The organism is Streptomyces sp. NPDC005004, assembly GCF_053600675.1.
In genome coordinates, this window is record NZ_JBSGAH010000005.1 from 56762 (window position 1) to 72234 (window position 15473).

General features: G+C 75.6%; 12 protein-coding genes. 2 read left to right on the forward strand and 10 right to left on the reverse strand.

Features of this window, described 5'->3' with window-relative positions; all coding sequences use genetic code 11:
- Window positions 1-112: 112 nt before the first annotated feature.
- The 7 genes from ACWEEU_RS08145 to ACWEEU_RS08175 all read right to left on the reverse strand — a co-directional run bounded on the left by ACWEEU_RS08145 (window position 113) and on the right by ACWEEU_RS08175 (window position 5873).
- Window positions 113-1381, reverse strand: coding sequence for an APC family permease (locus ACWEEU_RS08145; RefSeq protein ID WP_451729909.1), 1269 nt, complete (start codon window positions 1379-1381; stop codon window positions 113-115).
- Between the two features lie 99 nt (window positions 1382-1480).
- A complete protein-coding gene (locus tag ACWEEU_RS08150; protein WP_451729912.1) occupies window positions 1481-1993 on the reverse strand; it encodes a hypothetical protein in 513 nt (170 codons plus the stop codon).
- A complete protein-coding gene (locus ACWEEU_RS08155) occupies window positions 1977-2468 on the reverse strand; it encodes an RNA polymerase sigma factor (protein WP_385751548.1) in 492 nt (163 codons plus the stop codon). The genes ACWEEU_RS08150 and ACWEEU_RS08155 overlap by 17 nt, the downstream gene beginning before the upstream one ends.
- 118 nt (window positions 2469-2586) lie before the next feature.
- Window positions 2587-3207 carry a class F sortase gene (locus ACWEEU_RS08160; RefSeq protein WP_451729915.1) on the reverse strand — a complete coding sequence of 207 codons (621 nt, stop codon included), beginning with the start codon at window positions 3205-3207 and terminating at the stop codon, window positions 2587-2589.
- Window positions 3204-3629 (reverse strand): sortase-dependent protein, encoded by a 426-nt coding sequence (locus ACWEEU_RS08165; protein WP_451729918.1) that lies wholly within the window; start codon window positions 3627-3629, stop codon window positions 3204-3206. Before ACWEEU_RS08165 ends, ACWEEU_RS08160 begins: the two co-directional genes overlap by 4 nt.
- A 118-nt stretch (window positions 3630-3747) precedes the next feature.
- Window positions 3748-4560 carry a DUF427 domain-containing protein gene (locus tag ACWEEU_RS08170; RefSeq protein WP_451729921.1) on the reverse strand — a complete coding sequence of 271 codons (813 nt, stop codon included), beginning with the start codon at window positions 4558-4560 and terminating at the stop codon, window positions 3748-3750.
- A gap of 92 nt (window positions 4561-4652) precedes the next feature.
- The gene (locus ACWEEU_RS08175) at window positions 4653-5873 is read right to left on the reverse strand and encodes a metallophosphoesterase (protein WP_451729924.1); all 1221 of its coding nucleotides are present in this window, start codon (window positions 5871-5873) and stop codon (window positions 4653-4655) included.
- Between the two features lie 397 nt (window positions 5874-6270).
- Here ACWEEU_RS08175 and ACWEEU_RS08180 point away from each other — a divergent pair, with 397 nt between their 5' ends.
- Both ACWEEU_RS08180 and ACWEEU_RS08185 read left to right on the forward strand, forming a co-directional pair.
- Window positions 6271-8565 (forward strand): serine/threonine-protein kinase, encoded by a 2295-nt coding sequence (locus ACWEEU_RS08180; protein WP_451729927.1) that lies wholly within the window; start codon window positions 6271-6273, stop codon window positions 8563-8565.
- A 72-nt stretch (window positions 8566-8637) separates the two neighbouring features.
- Window positions 8638-9435 (forward strand): hypothetical protein, encoded by a 798-nt coding sequence (locus tag ACWEEU_RS08185; protein WP_451729930.1) that lies wholly within the window; start codon window positions 8638-8640, stop codon window positions 9433-9435.
- 15 nt (window positions 9436-9450) lie between these two features.
- On the opposite strand, the gene ACWEEU_RS08190 is transcribed toward ACWEEU_RS08185, so the two are convergent.
- Genes ACWEEU_RS08190 through ACWEEU_RS08200 form a run of 3 tightly spaced genes read right to left on the reverse strand, consistent with a single transcriptional unit; the run spans window position 9451 to window position 15473 of the window.
- Window positions 9451-10191 (reverse strand): class I SAM-dependent DNA methyltransferase, encoded by a 741-nt coding sequence (locus ACWEEU_RS08190; protein WP_451729933.1) that lies wholly within the window; start codon window positions 10189-10191, stop codon window positions 9451-9453.
- 51 nt (window positions 10192-10242) lie between these two features.
- Window positions 10243-11961 carry a hypothetical protein gene (locus ACWEEU_RS08195; RefSeq protein ID WP_451729936.1) on the reverse strand — a complete coding sequence of 573 codons (1719 nt, stop codon included), beginning with the start codon at window positions 11959-11961 and terminating at the stop codon, window positions 10243-10245.
- Entirely contained in the window at window positions 11958-15473 is a 3516-nt protein-coding gene (locus tag ACWEEU_RS08200; RefSeq protein ID WP_451729939.1) for a vWA domain-containing protein, read from the reverse strand. The genes ACWEEU_RS08195 and ACWEEU_RS08200 overlap by 4 nt, the downstream gene beginning before the upstream one ends.

The following is a 15473-nucleotide window of genomic DNA, read 5'->3' on the forward strand; positions in this document are numbered from 1 at the left end:
TTCCGCTCCGGCCGACTCCGTCAGCCCGGCGGCCGTGGAGGCGATGAAGGAGGTCGGCGTCGACCGCTCCGCCCGGGTTCCGAGCGGGGTGCCCCCGCCCGCGTCAGACGGCTCACCGACCGAACGGAGCCCGCCGGATGCCGTACGCCGCCGCGCCGACCGCCACCACCCCTGCCCCGGCGACCACCGACGCCGACGGGAGCGCGACGGCGAGAACCACGCATCCGGCGAGGCCGAGGACGGGGACCGGGCGGGGCGGGCGGCCCTCCTCGGGGGTGAGGGTGAGGGCGGAGGCGTTGGCGAGGGCGTAGTACACCAGGACGCCGAACGAGGAGAAACCGATCGCGCCGCGTACGTCCGTCACGGCCGCCAGCACGGCCACGACCGCGCCGACCGCCAGCTCCGCCCGGTGCGGCACCTTGAAACGGGGATGCACCGCCGCCAGGGCATGCGGCAGATGGCGGTCGCGGGCCATGGCCAGCGTGGTGCGGGAGACGCCGAGGATCAGCGCGAGCAGGGAACCCAGAGCCGCCACCGCCGCGCCCGCCCTGACCACGGGGGACAGCCAACCCGCGCCCGCCGCCCGTACCGCCTCCGTCAAGGGCGCGGCGGCACCGGCCAGACGGTCCGGACCGAGCACCGTCAGCACGGCGACGGAGACCAGGGCGTACACGACGAGGGTGATGCCCAGCGCGAGCGGGACGGCACGGGGGATGGTCCGGGCCGGGTCGCGTACCTCCTCGCCGAGGGTGGCGATGCGCGCGTAGCCCGCGAACGCGAAGAACAGCAGGCCGGCCGCCTCCAGTACCCCGCCGAACGACGCGTCGGCGCTCCGGTCCAGCCGGGAGGCCATCGCCGCCCCGGAGGTGAGGGTGACGGTCACGACGGCGGCGAGCACCGCCAGCACGAGCGCGACGATCACGCGGGTCAGCCACGCCGACTTCCGCACCCCGGCGTAGTTCACCCCCGTCAGCGCCACCACCGCCGCCACCGCGACGGCGTGGGCCTGCACGGGCCACAGGTACGCGCCGACGGTCAGCGCCATCGCCGCGCACGAGGCGGTCTTGCCCACCACGAACGCCCACCCGGCGAGATACCCCCAGAACGCGCCCAGCCGCTCCCGGCCGTAGACGTAGGTGCCGCCGGAGGCCGGGTACCGGGCGGCCAGCCGCGCCGACGAGGTCGCGTTGCAGTACGCGACGACCGCGGCCACGGCCAGGCCCGTCAGCAGGCCCGAGCCCGCCGCACGCGCGGCCGGGGCGAGCGCGGCGAAGATCCCGGCGCCGATCATCGACCCCAGGCCGATCACCACGGCGTCCGGCAGTCCCAGGCGTCGCCGCAGTTCATCCGGCATACCGCCGGCCGTCGGTGCCCTGCCCATCACGCGCCTTCCGTTCGCCCACGCGGTTGCCGGTCCCGGCGGACGATAGCGGAGGGCGGCATCACGCACCGGCCGAAGACGCAGCGGCTCCAGGGGACTTCAACCGCTACGGCGCGACGGTGAAACCGTCGCTGACGCCTCGGACCGCCCGGGGTCCGCCGACGGAGCGGCGCCGCGGGAGCGTGCCGTGGGGACCACGGGGACCGACGGGACCGAGAAGTCGCGGCCCGACGGGACGGCGGACGGGGAGGTGGGGGAGGACGTGCGGCGGGTGGGGCCCGTCGGGGTCTGCGTGACGGGGCCCGGGGCGTCCGACGCGGCCGGGGTCGGCACGGCCGGAGGGCTGGTCGCGGGCGGGGGTGCCAGGGGGACCGTCGGGGTGGCGGGGGGCTCGTGGGTCGTGCGGAGGAGGGGTACGGCGAGGAGGGCGGCCAGTGCGCAGGTCGCGCCCGCGCCGGCGGCGGCGCGCAGGACGCGGCGGCGGGTCGCGCCCCGGCGGATCTCCTCGTAGCGGCCCGGGGGAGGGGCGAGGTGTGCGGTGGGCGGGCGCAGGATGACGGCGAGGGGGTCGTCGGGGTCGAAGTCGGGACCGTCGTCACTGTATGTGGTCAAGGCTTCTCCTCAGATGGGCGCGGAGCAGTTCGCGGGCCGCGTGCAGGTCGGCCTTGACGGTCCCTTCCTTGCGCCCCGTCAGCATGGCCACCTCCCGTATCGGCAGGTCAGCGTAGTAGTGCAGCAGAGTCGGTATGCGCAGCCGTTCGGGGAGCGCCTGGACGAGCAGGCGGACCGAGGGGTCGGCCTGCTCGGCGGGCGGCAGGACGGACGCCTCCACGGTGGCGCGGCGCATGGCCCTGCGTTCGCGCTCCAGGTGCCGCCAGTGGTCCCGGACGAGGTTGGCGGCCGTGACGTAGAGGAAGCCCCGGGGCTCCGACACGGACGTCCAGCGTGCCCAGAGGCGGGTGAACGCCTCCGAGGCGATCTCGTGGGCCGTCTCGTCGTCGTCGACCAGACGGCGGCACCAGCCGGCCAGGCGCGGGTAGAGGGCGGCGAACAGCTCTGCCGCCGCCTTCTCTCGGGACCGTTTCAACGTTCTCCATGGGGGAGGGGGCACCCTTCCGGACCGGGCGGGCCCGGGGCACCCACGGGTAGGACCCCGAGCCGACGGCGTACGTTCCGTCGGCCCGGGACCGTGTGGTGGCGGCCGGTCAGTGGCGCGCGGTGCCGGACGCGGCGAAGACGATCACGTTGTCGCGATAGCCGTCGCCGGTACGGGGACCGCCGCACGTGATGAGCCGCAACTCGGGCCGGTCGACGTCGCCGTAGACCGCCTTCGTCGGGAAGTCGGCCTTGGCGACGGTCCGTACGGAGGTGACCGTGAACCGGGCCGACGTGCCGTTCTCCAGGCGCACCGTGATCCCGTCGCCCCGGCGCAGTCGGTCGAGATGGCGGAAGACGCCGTCGCCGTAGGCACCGACCGTGACGTGGCCGAGGATCACCGACGGCCCGGTCCGGCCGGGCGTCGGGGAGTTCTCGTACCAGCCCGCCCGGTCGTGCGCCGTGATCGGAGGCACCTGCACACCGCCGTCCCGGTCCAGCCCCAGCCGCATGACCGGGGTGTCGACACCGATCCCGGGAATCCGCAGCCGCGCGGGTGCCGAACGGCCGGGCTTTGCCGGGGAGTTCACCGGACCCTTGGAGGGCGGCGCGCTCGCGTGCGTGTCCACGGGACTTCCGGCGGAGACTCCGGTGCCGTCGTGGCCGGCGCAGCTCGCGAGCAGGGGGACCAGCGCGGCCACGACGAGCGCGCGCCCGGAGAAACGGGTCATGCCCCGGTCGCCCGTCGGCGGCGCACGAGGAAGACCGCCGCGCCGCCCACCGCGAGGGCGCCCACGGCGCTGCCGCCGATCAGCGCGGTGTGCTGGTCGGAGTCGCCGGAGCCGGTGGTCTCCCCGGTGTCGGGAGCGCCGCTGGGCACGACGGCGACCTGGCCGCGTCCCTTGCCGGGTGCGACGGACGGGACCGGGGTGGCCTCCGCGCCCGGCTTACGGCTGGGGACCGTGCTCGGGACCCGGGTGGGGACCGCGCTCGGCTCCGTGCCGCCCGGGGCGCTCGGCCGCGTCGACGGCACGGCGGTGGACGGCGCGGAGGGACGGGGGGCCGGGGTCCCCCCGTGGGCGAACGCGGGCACCGTGCTCGCCAGCACGGCGACGCAGGCGGCCGCCGTGGCGCTGAGGACTGTTCGGCGCATGAATCGCTCTCTTTCGTCGGCCCGCCCGGCGCGGGGCCGGGCGGGCTTCATGATGGTCGAGCGGAGAGACGAGACAGCGGCGGGGCGGGTTGTAAAGGATCGGCAAAGTCGCGGCGGGTCAGGAGTCCGCACCCGGCGACCGCCTGGTGAACGGGGTGACGGGGCGCTCCACGCGTTCGCCGTCCACGGTGATGTCGACCGCCTCGTTGTAGAAGGCGAGGAGGTCCTTGACGGCGCCGACGGCGGGCAGCGGGTGGGGGTAGCTCCAGACGACATTCGGCGGGACATCGCCCTCACCCCGCCAGGACCAGTACGCGGCGGTGCCCTTGTACGGGCACCCGGTGCTGTGGTCGGTGTGCTCGAACAGGTCCAGGCGTACGTCCTCGCGCGGGATGTAGTACCGCGTCGGCAGGCCGGTCTCGAAGAGCAGCACCGGGCGCCGGGTGTCGGCGACGACCGTGCCGTCGATCGCGACCTGGACGTGGCGGCTGCTCGGGAGGGCGTCCACCCGCTTGTGCGGGTCGCGGGGGTGGACGAAGATCTCCTCTTCCTCCTCGTACCAGTGGTCCAGGCCCCGGCCCACCCGCGCGAACCACTCGAAGGCGACGTGCCCGGCCAGGTCCTCGGACGGGAAGGTCCAGGCGGCGTTCTCCCTCGGGCCGCCGTCGAGTTCGAGGTCGTAGAAGACCTGCGATCCGCTGTGCGTGCCCAGGGGCGGGTTCTTCGCCGGGCGGAGCAGGTCCTCCCGTACTTCCTCGCGCGGGAAGGCGTACAGCGGCACCGGCGTCCCGGGCTCCCACACGAGCACGGGACGCCGGCTGTCGACGACCGTGGTGTCGCCCGCACGGCCGCGCACCCAGCGCTCGGAGGGTTCCCACCGGATGCCCTCGGGGGTGGTCCTGACGTGCGGAGCGTTGGGGAACGCGGTCATGACCGGTACTCCTTCGACTTGCTGCCGGGTTGCTGGGACGGCCCGTCGTAGGGCCTGTCGTCGAACTCCCGCCTGCGGGGCGACGCCAGGCCCTAAGCCGCGGCGGGCTGCGGCGCGGAGCGGAGGACGAGCAGGGTGATCTCGCTGGGGGCGAAGACGCGGAACGGCGGGCCCCAGAAGCCGGTGCCGCGGCTGGTGTAGAGGAGGGTGCGGAGGCCGTGGTGGGTGAGGCCGGCGAGGGCGGGCTGGTCCAGGCGGACCAGGTGGTGGAAGGGCCAGATCTGGCCGCCGTGGGTGTGGCCGGAGAGCTGGAGGTCGACGCCGTGGGCGGCCGCGCGGTCGACGAACTTGGGCTGGTGGGCGAGGAGGAGGACGGGGAGGCCGGGGTCGGCGCCGTCCAGGGCGTCGGCGAGGTTCGCACGGTGGCCCGGCAGGCCGGAGGACTCGGCGGTGACGTCGTCCACGCCGGCGACCACGAGCGTGTCGCCGCCGCGTTCGAGCAGCAGATGGCGGTTGCGCAGCGGCTCCCAGCCCAGCTCGTCCATCAGGTCGACCCAGCCCTGGGCCTCGCTGTAGTACTCGTGGTTGCCGGTGACGTAGACGCGGGCCCGGGTGGCCCGCACGGTGCCGAGCGGGGCGGCCTGGGCGCGGCGGCGTTCGGCCGTGCCGTCCGCGATGTCGCCGGTGTGGCAGACCAGGTCGGCCTCCAGGGTGTTCACCGTCTCGCAGACCCGCTCCGACCAGCGGGCGCGGTCGAGCGGGCCGTAGTGCGTGTCGGTGATCAGGGCGACCCGGGTGCCGTCCAGCCCGGCGCCGAGCCGTGGGAGGCGCACGTCGAGCCGGCGCACGCGGGGCACGCGGCGGGCCTCGGTGTAACCCCAGGCGAGCAGCACGGCGGCCACGCCGAGCACGGCCCAGGTGACGATGCGCGCCCGGTCCTGACCGTCACCCACGCCGGCCACGGTCAGGGCGAGCCGCAGCAGGACGCCGAGCAGGACGGACCAGGTGAACAGGACCCATGTGGCGCCCAGCAGCGTGTCCCCCACGATCGCCGCCCAGTCCTGCTGACGCCGCCCGTGGCCGCGCGCCATGGCGAGCGGCATACCGATCAGACCGAGGACGAACAGCGCGGTGCCGGTCAGTGTCGCGGGGAGTGGCCAGTGCTGGCCGCCGTACAGGAGCACCCAGCAGGGCACCGCCCACAGCAGGACGGGGGCGACGAGGGGGATGTAGCGCATCAGGCGCCGGAGCCGGCTCGGTGGTGCCTCTTCGGCCTCACCGGCGGCGGCTCGGGTGTCGCTGGTCTCGGTCACGCTTCCCCTCCTGAGGTTCCGTCCGGCGTGATGCACCGCCGTTGCCCTGATTCTGCTCCGGACTCAACCTGCGAAGGCTCCGGGCAACTCATTGTCCGCCGTCGGGGAAAGGGGCGCCCACCCGGGCCCCGTCGATTCCGTTGCCGGCGGTCTCCGGGGCCGGGGCGGTGTCACCGGGTCGCCCGCGCAGGGACACGGGGGGTGTCTCTGCGTGAACTCTCCCTCTGGGAGGAGGAGTTACTCGCTCCCCCCGCAGAGACCCGCTTCGGCGGGAGCGCGGACGGCTCTCCGATCGTCACCCGCGTCGCCGTGCCGTACCCCCCTGCGGCTAGTTTGTGCACGGCGGGTACGCAGGCCCGCGGTGGCTGAGGTGCGGGGAAGCGGGAGGTCGGGGACGGTGTCGCTGCGCGATGGTGATCCAGCCGAGATCGGTGGTTATCCACTGGAGGCGCGGCTCGGCTCGGGCGGCATGGGGACGGTCTTCCTGGGTCGTACGAGTTCGGGACGGCCCGTCGCGATCAAGCTGATCCACCGGCAGTTCGCGGAGGACGACGAGTTCCGTACCCGTTTCCGGCAGGAGGTGGCGGCGGCGCGGCGGGTGAGCGGGGCGTTCACCGCCGCCGTGGTCGACGCCGCCCCCGAGGCCGAACAGCCGTGGATGGCGACGGCCTACATCGAGGGGCGCACGCTCGCCGAACACTGCGCCACGCAGGGCCCGTTGAGCGGGGCTGAGCTGCGGCGGCTCGCCATCGGGATGGCGGAGGCGCTGCGCGACATCCACCGGGTGGGGGTCGTCCACCGTGACCTGAAGCCCTCGAACGTCGTGCTCTCGCCCGAGGGTCCGCGCGTCATCGACTTCGGCATCTCGCGCGCCGTGGACCAGGAGACCCTGACGATGACGGGGCGCGTCATCGGAACGCCGCCCTTCATGTCGCCGGAGCAGTTGCAGTCGCCGCGTGACGTGGGGCCGCGGTCGGACGTCTTCTCGATGGGCACGCTGCTGGTGTACGCGGCGACGGGACGCGGGCCCTTCGACGCGGACAGCCCCTACATCACGGCGTACCAGGTGGTGCACGACGAGCCCTCGCTCGACGCCGTGCCCGCCGCTCTGCGCGCGGTCGTGGAGCCGTGCCTGGACAAGGAGCCGGGCGGACGCCCCTCGGCGGACGAACTCCTCGTGCTGCTGCGGGACCTGCCGGTCGACCTCGGCGGGACCGAAGCGAAGGCGGTCGGCGCGGGCCGCACCCGCGACATGATCACCCAGCACCACTCCGCCACGCCGGACACCCCGGCCACGACCGCTCCCGCACCGGTCACCTCGGCACCGGTCACTCCTGCGCCGGCCACCCCGCCCTCCGCGTCGCCCGCTGCGGACGTGGCAAGCGCGGCACGTGCCGGCACCCCCGTCGGCCGCCGTCCGCGCGGTCGGTGGCGGCCCGTGCTCGCGGCCGCGGTCGCGGTGGCGGCGATCGGCGGGGGAGTCGCCGCGCTGAGCGGGGGCCGCCTCGGGGGCGACGGCGGTGGCAAGGGCGGCAGCGTCACGGCGTCGGGAGCCGCGCTTCCCAGCGGCTTCAGGCCGTGGCGCACGACCGTGCGGGGCGGTCAGGACCTCCCCGACGAACTGCGGTGCGTCGCGCACGGCGACGCGCTCTACTGCGGGGGCGGCGGTGTCGTCGCGACCCGCGTCAGGGCCGGGGACGGCTCGCGGGTGTGGACGGTGACGAGCCCGGGCGTCCCCGCCCACGGGATGTACATGGCCGGCGCCACCGACGACACCGTCCTCGGATACCGCGTCGCCGCGCAGGACGACCCGCAGTCCCCTCCCGAAGAGGTCGTGGCCCTGGACGCGCGCAGCGGCCGGGAGCTGTGGTCCGCGCCGTCCGGCGCCCAGTCGCAGGCGGTCACGGGGCAGACCCGGGACGCCCTCGTGATCGGTTCCGCCGTCGTGTCGGTCGACGGCGCCAACTCCCGCTTCGAGGCCCGCGACGCGCACAGCGGCGAGATCCGCTGGACGACGCCGTTTCCCGCGGGCACGCAGTGCGCTCCCGTCCCGGCCGGCGCACGGCTCTTCGCGATGTGCGCGACGGACGCGGAGGCGGACGCCCCGGAGGTGCGCCACCCGGTCCTTTACCCGCTCGACCGGACCTCGGGGTCCCTGGGCGCGCCCATCGCGGTCGACGGACCCGCCGTGCCGATGGGCGTCGCCGACGGCCGGCTCGTCCTCCTTCGGCAGCCGGTGGAGGAAGCGGCGCCGTCGGTGGGGTACGACGGGGTGGTGCGGGTCGACGCGGCCTCGCGGAAGGTCGCGTACTCCCGGCTGGCCAGGACGTACCGGGGAACGCCCGGCATGGTCGACGGCACCCTCTACGTGAGCGGGCAGACCGGTCGCGTCACGGCACTCGACCCCGCGACCGGCCGCGCGAAGTGGTCCCGGCAGACGGACGTGGAGGGCGCGTCGGGACCCGTGGCGGGAGCCGGGGCCCTGTACTTCAGCTCGGCCACCGGCCGGGTGGTCGCCCTGTCGCCGCGCGACGGCACGACCCTGTGGTCGACGGGGCCGCGGGCCGACGGCTTCACGGGGGAACAAGGGGTGAGCGCGCGCGTGACCGTCGCGGGGCGGGCGCTGGTCGTGGCCGCGGCGAAGAACACGCTCTTCGCCTTCGACACGCAGAGGCCGCCGAAGACGGGCTGACCCCGCGGACCCCTGCGCACCACGAGAAGGCGACGTGGGGCGGCGACGGGCGTGCGTGGGAGACTGCACCGCATGGTTCTCGATGATCTCGACTTCACCGGGTGGCGGTCCCTCCACACGTCCACGGCGCGCCGGTTGGCCGAGGAGACGGCTGAGCGGGTCGGGGGATCGGTGAGCGAGGTCGGCGTCGGGGAGCACCACGGTGGACCGTGGCATCGGGTGCTCGTCGAGCGGGACGGTCAGGAGTTCGCGCTGATCCCCGGGGGCCGGGTCACGGTCGGCTTCGACCTGATTGCCTGGCGGCCCACGGCGGAGCAGGAGGCCGACCACGCCGAGAGCCTGGCGCAGGGACTCGCCTACGGCCCCGATCCGCGGACCCACCTCTCGCAGGTGCTCAGCCCCCGGCGGACCGTCACCGTGCCGACCGTCCTGATGGCCGTCGAGGCCGAGGCGCTGACCGAGCCGCCCGCCGACATGCCGGACGCGCTCGCCGCGCGCGGGCTGCGGATGCCCAGCGCCGACGAGTGGGAGCACGCGTGCGGCGTCGGGGCGGGCACGCTGTTCCGGTGGGGCGACGCGTGCCCGCTCGACCGGATCCCGTACGGCGACAGCTCCGGCCCGCACAACGACCGCAACGCCTTCGGCCTGCGCATCGCGCACGACACGTACTCCGCCGAGCTGAGCCAGGACACCGGTGCCGTGCACGGCGGGGACGGGGGCGAGTCGGTGTGCGGCGGGTACGGGATGTTCCTGGGCTGGCTGCCGCTCGCCACGGCCAACCGCAATCCGTCCATGGCCGAACTCGTCTACGGCGAGGACGGCGAGGACATGTGGGAGGACTTCTCCACCCGGCCCGTGCTGCCCCTCTGAGCGACGACGGCCGGGTCAGGCCGGCTTGCGCCAGACGGACACGTGCTTCGGGGAGTCGGCCGTGAACGGCGTCCCGTCCCAGTCCGCCACGCGCCGCTCCGGTTCGAGCCCGGCCAGCCGCGCCATCAGGTCCAGCTCGGCCGGCCAGGCGTAGCGGTGCCGGGAGGCGTCGCGGCGGTAGCGGCCGTCCTCGGCGTCGCGGGTCAGATGGTGCGAGACGAGGATCTGCTCGACCAGGTCGAACGTGTCGAAGCCGAGGTGGTGCTCCGACACGTCGAACGGAACGGCGGCAGCACCGGGCGGCAGGAACCGCAGCGGGGGCACGTTCAGTTCGATGACGAAGCGGCCGCCGGGCGCCAGATGGCGCGCGGCGTTGCGGAAGCACTCCACCTGTTCGTCCTGGGTGAGCAGGTTCGAGATCGTGTTGTAGACGAGGTAGACCAGGGTGAACTCGCCCGGAACGACCGTGCTCGCCATGTCCCCGAGGACCACCGGCAGCGTCTCCTCGTCCACCTTCCGGCGCAGCACCGCCGCCATGTGCGTGGACAGCTCGACGCCGGTCACCGGCACACCCCGCTCCCGCAGCGGCACCCCGACACGGCCGGTCCCGATGGCGAACTCCAACGCCGGTCCGTGACCCGCCAGTTCGGCCAGGAAGTCGAGGGCCGGACCGAGTACGGAAGGGGAGAACATCTCGGCGTCCTCCTCGTCGTACCGCTCGGCGGTGGCACGGCTCCACACTTCGCTGCTCGTCACGGCGAGGAACTTTTCCGGCTGGAGTCCGGGGTTGTCGAGCGGTTTACCCCGTCACGCGGTCCAGCCCGCCACGCACAACGCCCTGTCCAGCGCCACCGTGTACTCCCGGGCCTTCAGCCATGCCTCGGTGAAACGCGTCGGGTCGGCCGGCAGCAGACGCCCGAACGCGTCGCGGGAGCGGGTCGTCGCCGAGGAGTGCAGCTCCGTCAGGAGGGCCGCCGCCGTCGGGAGACCGTGGGCGGCGAGGTGGCGAAGGTCGGTGGCGCCGCCGGAGCCGGGATGGGCCAGGGCACGGCGGCCGCCCGCCGCGGTCTGGTGGACGCGGCGGACGAGGAGATGGACCGGGGGTTCGTCGGACGGGGGAGCCGGGTGCGGGACAGGAGCGTGGGGCGGAAGGTCCGCCTTCTGCAGGCGGTCCAGGCCCACGTCCACGTGCGCGCCCGGGGTGGTCGGGTGTTCCGTCGCCAGCAGGGTGGCCCGGGGGTGCGAGGCCGGGATCAGACGGGCGATCACGCGCAGGGGCCCGTCGGTGGCGGCGGCCAGGAGGCGGAGGTTGTCGCGGTGGGGGAGGGCGGGGTCGTCGTGGGCCGCGGTCAGACGGAGAGTGATGCCGTCGGAGGCGGCCAGGAGGCAGTCGCCCGCCGACTCGCGGACCGTTCCCGTGAAAGTCACCTCCAGGAAGAGCAGCCCGGGGGAGTCGGGCGTCAGGGCGTGGGCGAGCTGGTCCGCCAGAGGGACGTGCCAGAGCCGGTCCAGCGGGTCCGCGCGCCAGCCGGCGCCGGGGGCGCGTACCGCGCGCACGGTGGCGCCCGCACCCAGCCGGCCCGTCGGGGAGACCGTCGCGCCGGAGACCGCGAGCCCCGCCCGGGACAGCTCGCGGTGGGTGAGGGCCGTGTCGCCGAGCCGTACCGCGCGGTCGGCGGCGCCCACCGCACGGGCCGCGCCGCCGGGGGCCACGTCCGGCACCTGGTAGAGCCTGCCGTGCGCGTCGGCCGTCCAGGTCACCGCGCCCGCGTACCCGTTCGCCGTGAGCACCGGCTCGGTGAACAAGCCGTACAGCCGCAGCGAGCCGTCCGGGCGGTACGGCCGGCGAGCGGTGCCGCGCAGGGCGGCCAGCTCGGAGCCCTCGGCGGACGGGAGACGATGGGACACCGCGAGCACATCGCCCAGTGCCGCGACGAGGTCCGCGAGCCGGTACGACGGGTCGGCCGAGCGGGCCGCGCGCAGCGCGGTGACCACCGACGACGAGGCGGCGGCGACACGGTGCAGACCGGCCAGGCGCGCGGTGTGCGCGGCGCGCAGCAACTCCGCCTGGAGGACGGCTCCGCAGCCGTCGGCACCCGCGTCGAGCACGGCGGCCGCCGCCGTCCACACGGCGCGTGCGGCGGCGAGCTGGTCGGGGGCGGCCCGCTCGGGGCCGGGCGCCTCGGAGTCCTGAGCCTCTGTCGGGGAGCCGGACAACGGCTCTGCGGCGAGCGGCAGTTCCGCCACCGGCGCCGCCGACGCTGCCGCCGCCCGGTGCAGACAGTCCGGCGCCAGCAGGCATCCACAGCGGACCGCGTCCGCAGACGTCACCGCCCCGCCGGGCGCGTGGAGTTCGACGTACGTGGTGTCGTCGACGGCGATGCGTACGGTGTCGCCCTCGCGGTCCACCGGGCGGTCCGCCAGCTTGGCGATGCCCGCGTCCAGCCGCTTGCGCAGCCGGGGAGAGAGCCCCTCGACCAGCGCGGCGGTCACCTCAGGTGCGACGGGCGGAAGTTGGGTGCTCATGCGATCTTCTCCCCTATCCAGCGCGCGAGTTCGAGGGGGCTGAGGGCGGCCACCGGCATCCCGGCCGCGACCAACTGGCCCGCCACGCCGGTCGAGTAGCGCGGGCGGCCCGCGTCGTCCAGGCTCGCGCAGCCCAGGACATGGCAGCCCGCGCCGATCAGCGTGCGGACCTCGCTCAGCAGGCCGCCGACCGGGTAGCCCTCCTCGAAGTCGCTGATCACCACGACCAGCGTCCGCGAGGGGACGGTGACCAGCTCACGCGCGTGCCGCAGCCCCGCCGCGATGTGCGTACCGCCGCCGACGCTCACCTCCAGCAGCAGCGAGAGCGGGTCCTCGACCCGCTCGGTCAGGTCGATCACCTCGGTGGAGAAGGCCAGGAAATGCGTGGACAGGGTGGGCACCCCGGCCAGCACGGAGGCGGTGAGCGCCGCCCAGATCGTGGACGCCTCCATGGAGCCCGACACGTCCGTGACCAGGATGAGCCGCCAGTCGGCCGCCCTGCGGGCCCGGGTGCGGAACACCGGTCGCTCGGGGATCACCGTCACCGTGCCGTCCGGCGCCCGGCGCGCCGTGGCCAGGTTGGCCCGCAGCGTCCGGGGCAGATCGAGACCGCCGCCGGGGCGCCGGCTCGGCCGGGGGAGGGCGGTGCCGTGCAGCGCGGGTCGCAGCCGGGTCGCCAGCTCCCGGGTCAGCGCCTCCACCAGGCGCCGTACCAGCGGCCGCAGCGTCGCGAGCCGCGCCTCGGGCAGCCCGCCCGCGTGCCGCAGCACCGAGCGGAGCAGGTCCACGGAGGGGCGGACGCTGTCCGCGTCGAGTTCCGCGTAGACGTCCGTGCGGCCCGCCGCCGCGGCCGCCGCCAGCACCTCCTCGCGGACACCCGGTCCGAACAGCGCCGCCAGCTCCTGCGACCACTCCCGCACCCCGGGATACGGCGCCTCCCGGCTGCCGCCAGAGCCGGGCCCGCGCCCGGTGAGATCGCCCCGGCTGCCCTCACCGCGTCCCGTGCCGTACAGCTCGTCCAGCGCGGTCGCCCATCGGCGCGCGGAGGGCGGGAGCTGATCGCGACGGCGCCCCAGCACCAGTCGCCAGCGGTCGGCCGGGGCGATGTGTCCGGCAGAGGCCGGGACCGGCTCGTCCGACAGGCAGGGGGCGTCCGCGTCCGTCCCCGGAACCGTCCGCCCCGGCTCCGGCAGCAGCCCCACCGCCGCCAGCGCCTCCCGCGCGGCCAGGTCCGCCCGCGTCCACCGTGCCAGCGCCACGGGATCGACCGCGCCCGTGTCCGCGAGGTGGTGCGTCCCCAGCCGCTCCTCCACCGTGGACAGCAGCCGCTCGCGCGCCGCCGGGCTCAGCGTGTCGAAGCCGCCGCGCAGGGCCGGGAGGCGGGAGAGGAAGTCCGCGTCGGACAGGGCCGACACCCGGTCAAGGAGCGGCTCCAGGGCGGGGGAAGCGGACTCCAGCAGGGGTCCGGCGGCCGTGAGCAGCCCGGTCAGCCGGCCGGTGAGCGCCGTACGGCTCGCGGTGTCGGTCGCGCCGTCCACCCACGACGCCACCCGGTCGCCGAGTGCCTGCGGCTCCTCGTGTCCGAGCAGTACCCGGACGGCTCCGGCAGCCCCGCGCATCAGCGGGGAGCCCTCGCGGGCCAGCCGGGCGAGCGCGTCCGTGAGCCGGATGCCGCCGAACACATCGGCGCGGTGGGCGAGTTCGAGCAGAGCGCGGGCGTCGGCCGGGTCGTCGGAGCCTGCGAGACCGTCGACCTGCCGTACGGCCGCCGTGGTCAGCAGTTCGGCGACGGCGGTCAGACGCGTCTTCGTGTCCCCGTCCGGCAAGTCCCCTCCGGCGATGTGACCGGCCCGCAGGCGGTCCAACAGGGCCAGCCCCGCCAGGAGTTCGGGCAGCGTGCCCGAGTCGGGCAGGGCGGACGCGATGTCCTCCACGCGCTCCTCGACGAGCCCCGGCAGCCCGCACCGCGCCGCCTCCTCCAGGCCCCGCAGCGACTGGTCCGCCGTGGGGCCGCCCTCGTCCCGCTCCGCGCGCAGCCGCTCGCGCAGCAGTCCCTCGGCGGCCTGGGCCGAGGTCACACCCCGGACCCCGGCCGCGTTGAGCATGGCCGCCGTGGCGGGCGTCCAGCGCACCTCCCAGCGGGAGCTCAACGCCTCGCCGCCACCGGCCGCACCGACCTCCCTGGGCTCGGCGTACGGCACCCCGCACACCGTCAGGCGGCGCAGCAGCACCTCCCGGCGGGCGTCCAGCGCCGAACGGAGCGGGTCCAGACGCAGGTCGCGGGCGGCGCCCGGGCCGGCGGGGCCGGGCAGCCCCAGGTCCGCCAACTCCGCCTCCACGGCGGGGGCGAGACCGCTGCGGGGCGCGCCCGGCGCCGGGCGCCCCGCCCGGGTACCGACGAGCACGCGCTCCATCGCCCGCGCCACGGCCCGGCCCCGCCCGTACGGCTCGCCCTGCGCGAGCACCGTCTGCACCGCCTCCACCAGTTCGCCCCGGCCCGCCGCGGGCAGCCCCCGCAGCCGGGCGAGATCACCGGCGAGGCGGGTGATCTCCCGAGCGTCGGCGGGCCCCGAGGGATGCCCGAGCGCCCGCAGCTCGGCGCAGATCCGCACCGCGGCGCCGGTCAGCGCGTCCGTCAGGGCCGAGGGATCGCCTGCCGCGTCGAGCACCAGGTGCTGCCACTCGGGGTCGCGGATGCCTGCGGGGTAACCGGAGCGCTCGTCCAGCAGGGCATAGGTGTAGGGGATGAGGGAGGTGGTCCACGTCGTGGCCGAGGGCGGCTGTACGCCAGTGCCCTCGGCCGGTGCCAGCAGCGCCGGGGCGTGGAAGGCGCCCACGACCACGGCGGCCCGCTGCCCGTCGGCCGTGGCGGCGGCCAGCCGGGACCGCATCCAGTTCTCCCGGCGCAGATCCAGCTCCGGCACCCCGCCCGAGGCCGCCGCCTCCGCGCGCAGCGCCCACCCCGTCAGCAGCGCCGCGCGCCGCAGCGCCTCCGGCGGCGAACCGGGCGCGGCGGCCTCGACCAGCCGGTCCCAGAGGTCGTCGTCCGGGCGCCCGGTCAGCCGGGCACGGAGAGCGGCGGTGATGCCGGGACCGGACGCGGCCTGCCGTGCCGTCTCCTCGCCCGCCCACGCCCGGTCGGCCAGCGGCAGATCGCAGGTGCGCACCGGCACCCCCTCCCGGGCAGCCCACCGCACCGCCGCCAGCTCCGGCGAGAAGTCCGCGAACGGATAGAAAGCCGGCCCCATGCCTCCGCCCGTCGGCCCCACGCCCCCGCCCGCGGGCGCCGCCGCCAGCGCGACCGGCGCCCGCGTCTCCGCGTGCGCGAGCCACGGCAGCCACTCCTCCAGTTCGGCGGGCAGCTCCACGAGGAGCACGTCCGGCTTCGCCGCGTCCAGCAGTGCCGGTACGGCCGCCGCCAGCGAGGGCGCGTGGTGCCGTACCCCGATCAGATACGGCGCCGCCGGGTCGGTCAGGGCGGCCACCGCCGCCTCGGGGGATGCGTGCGACAC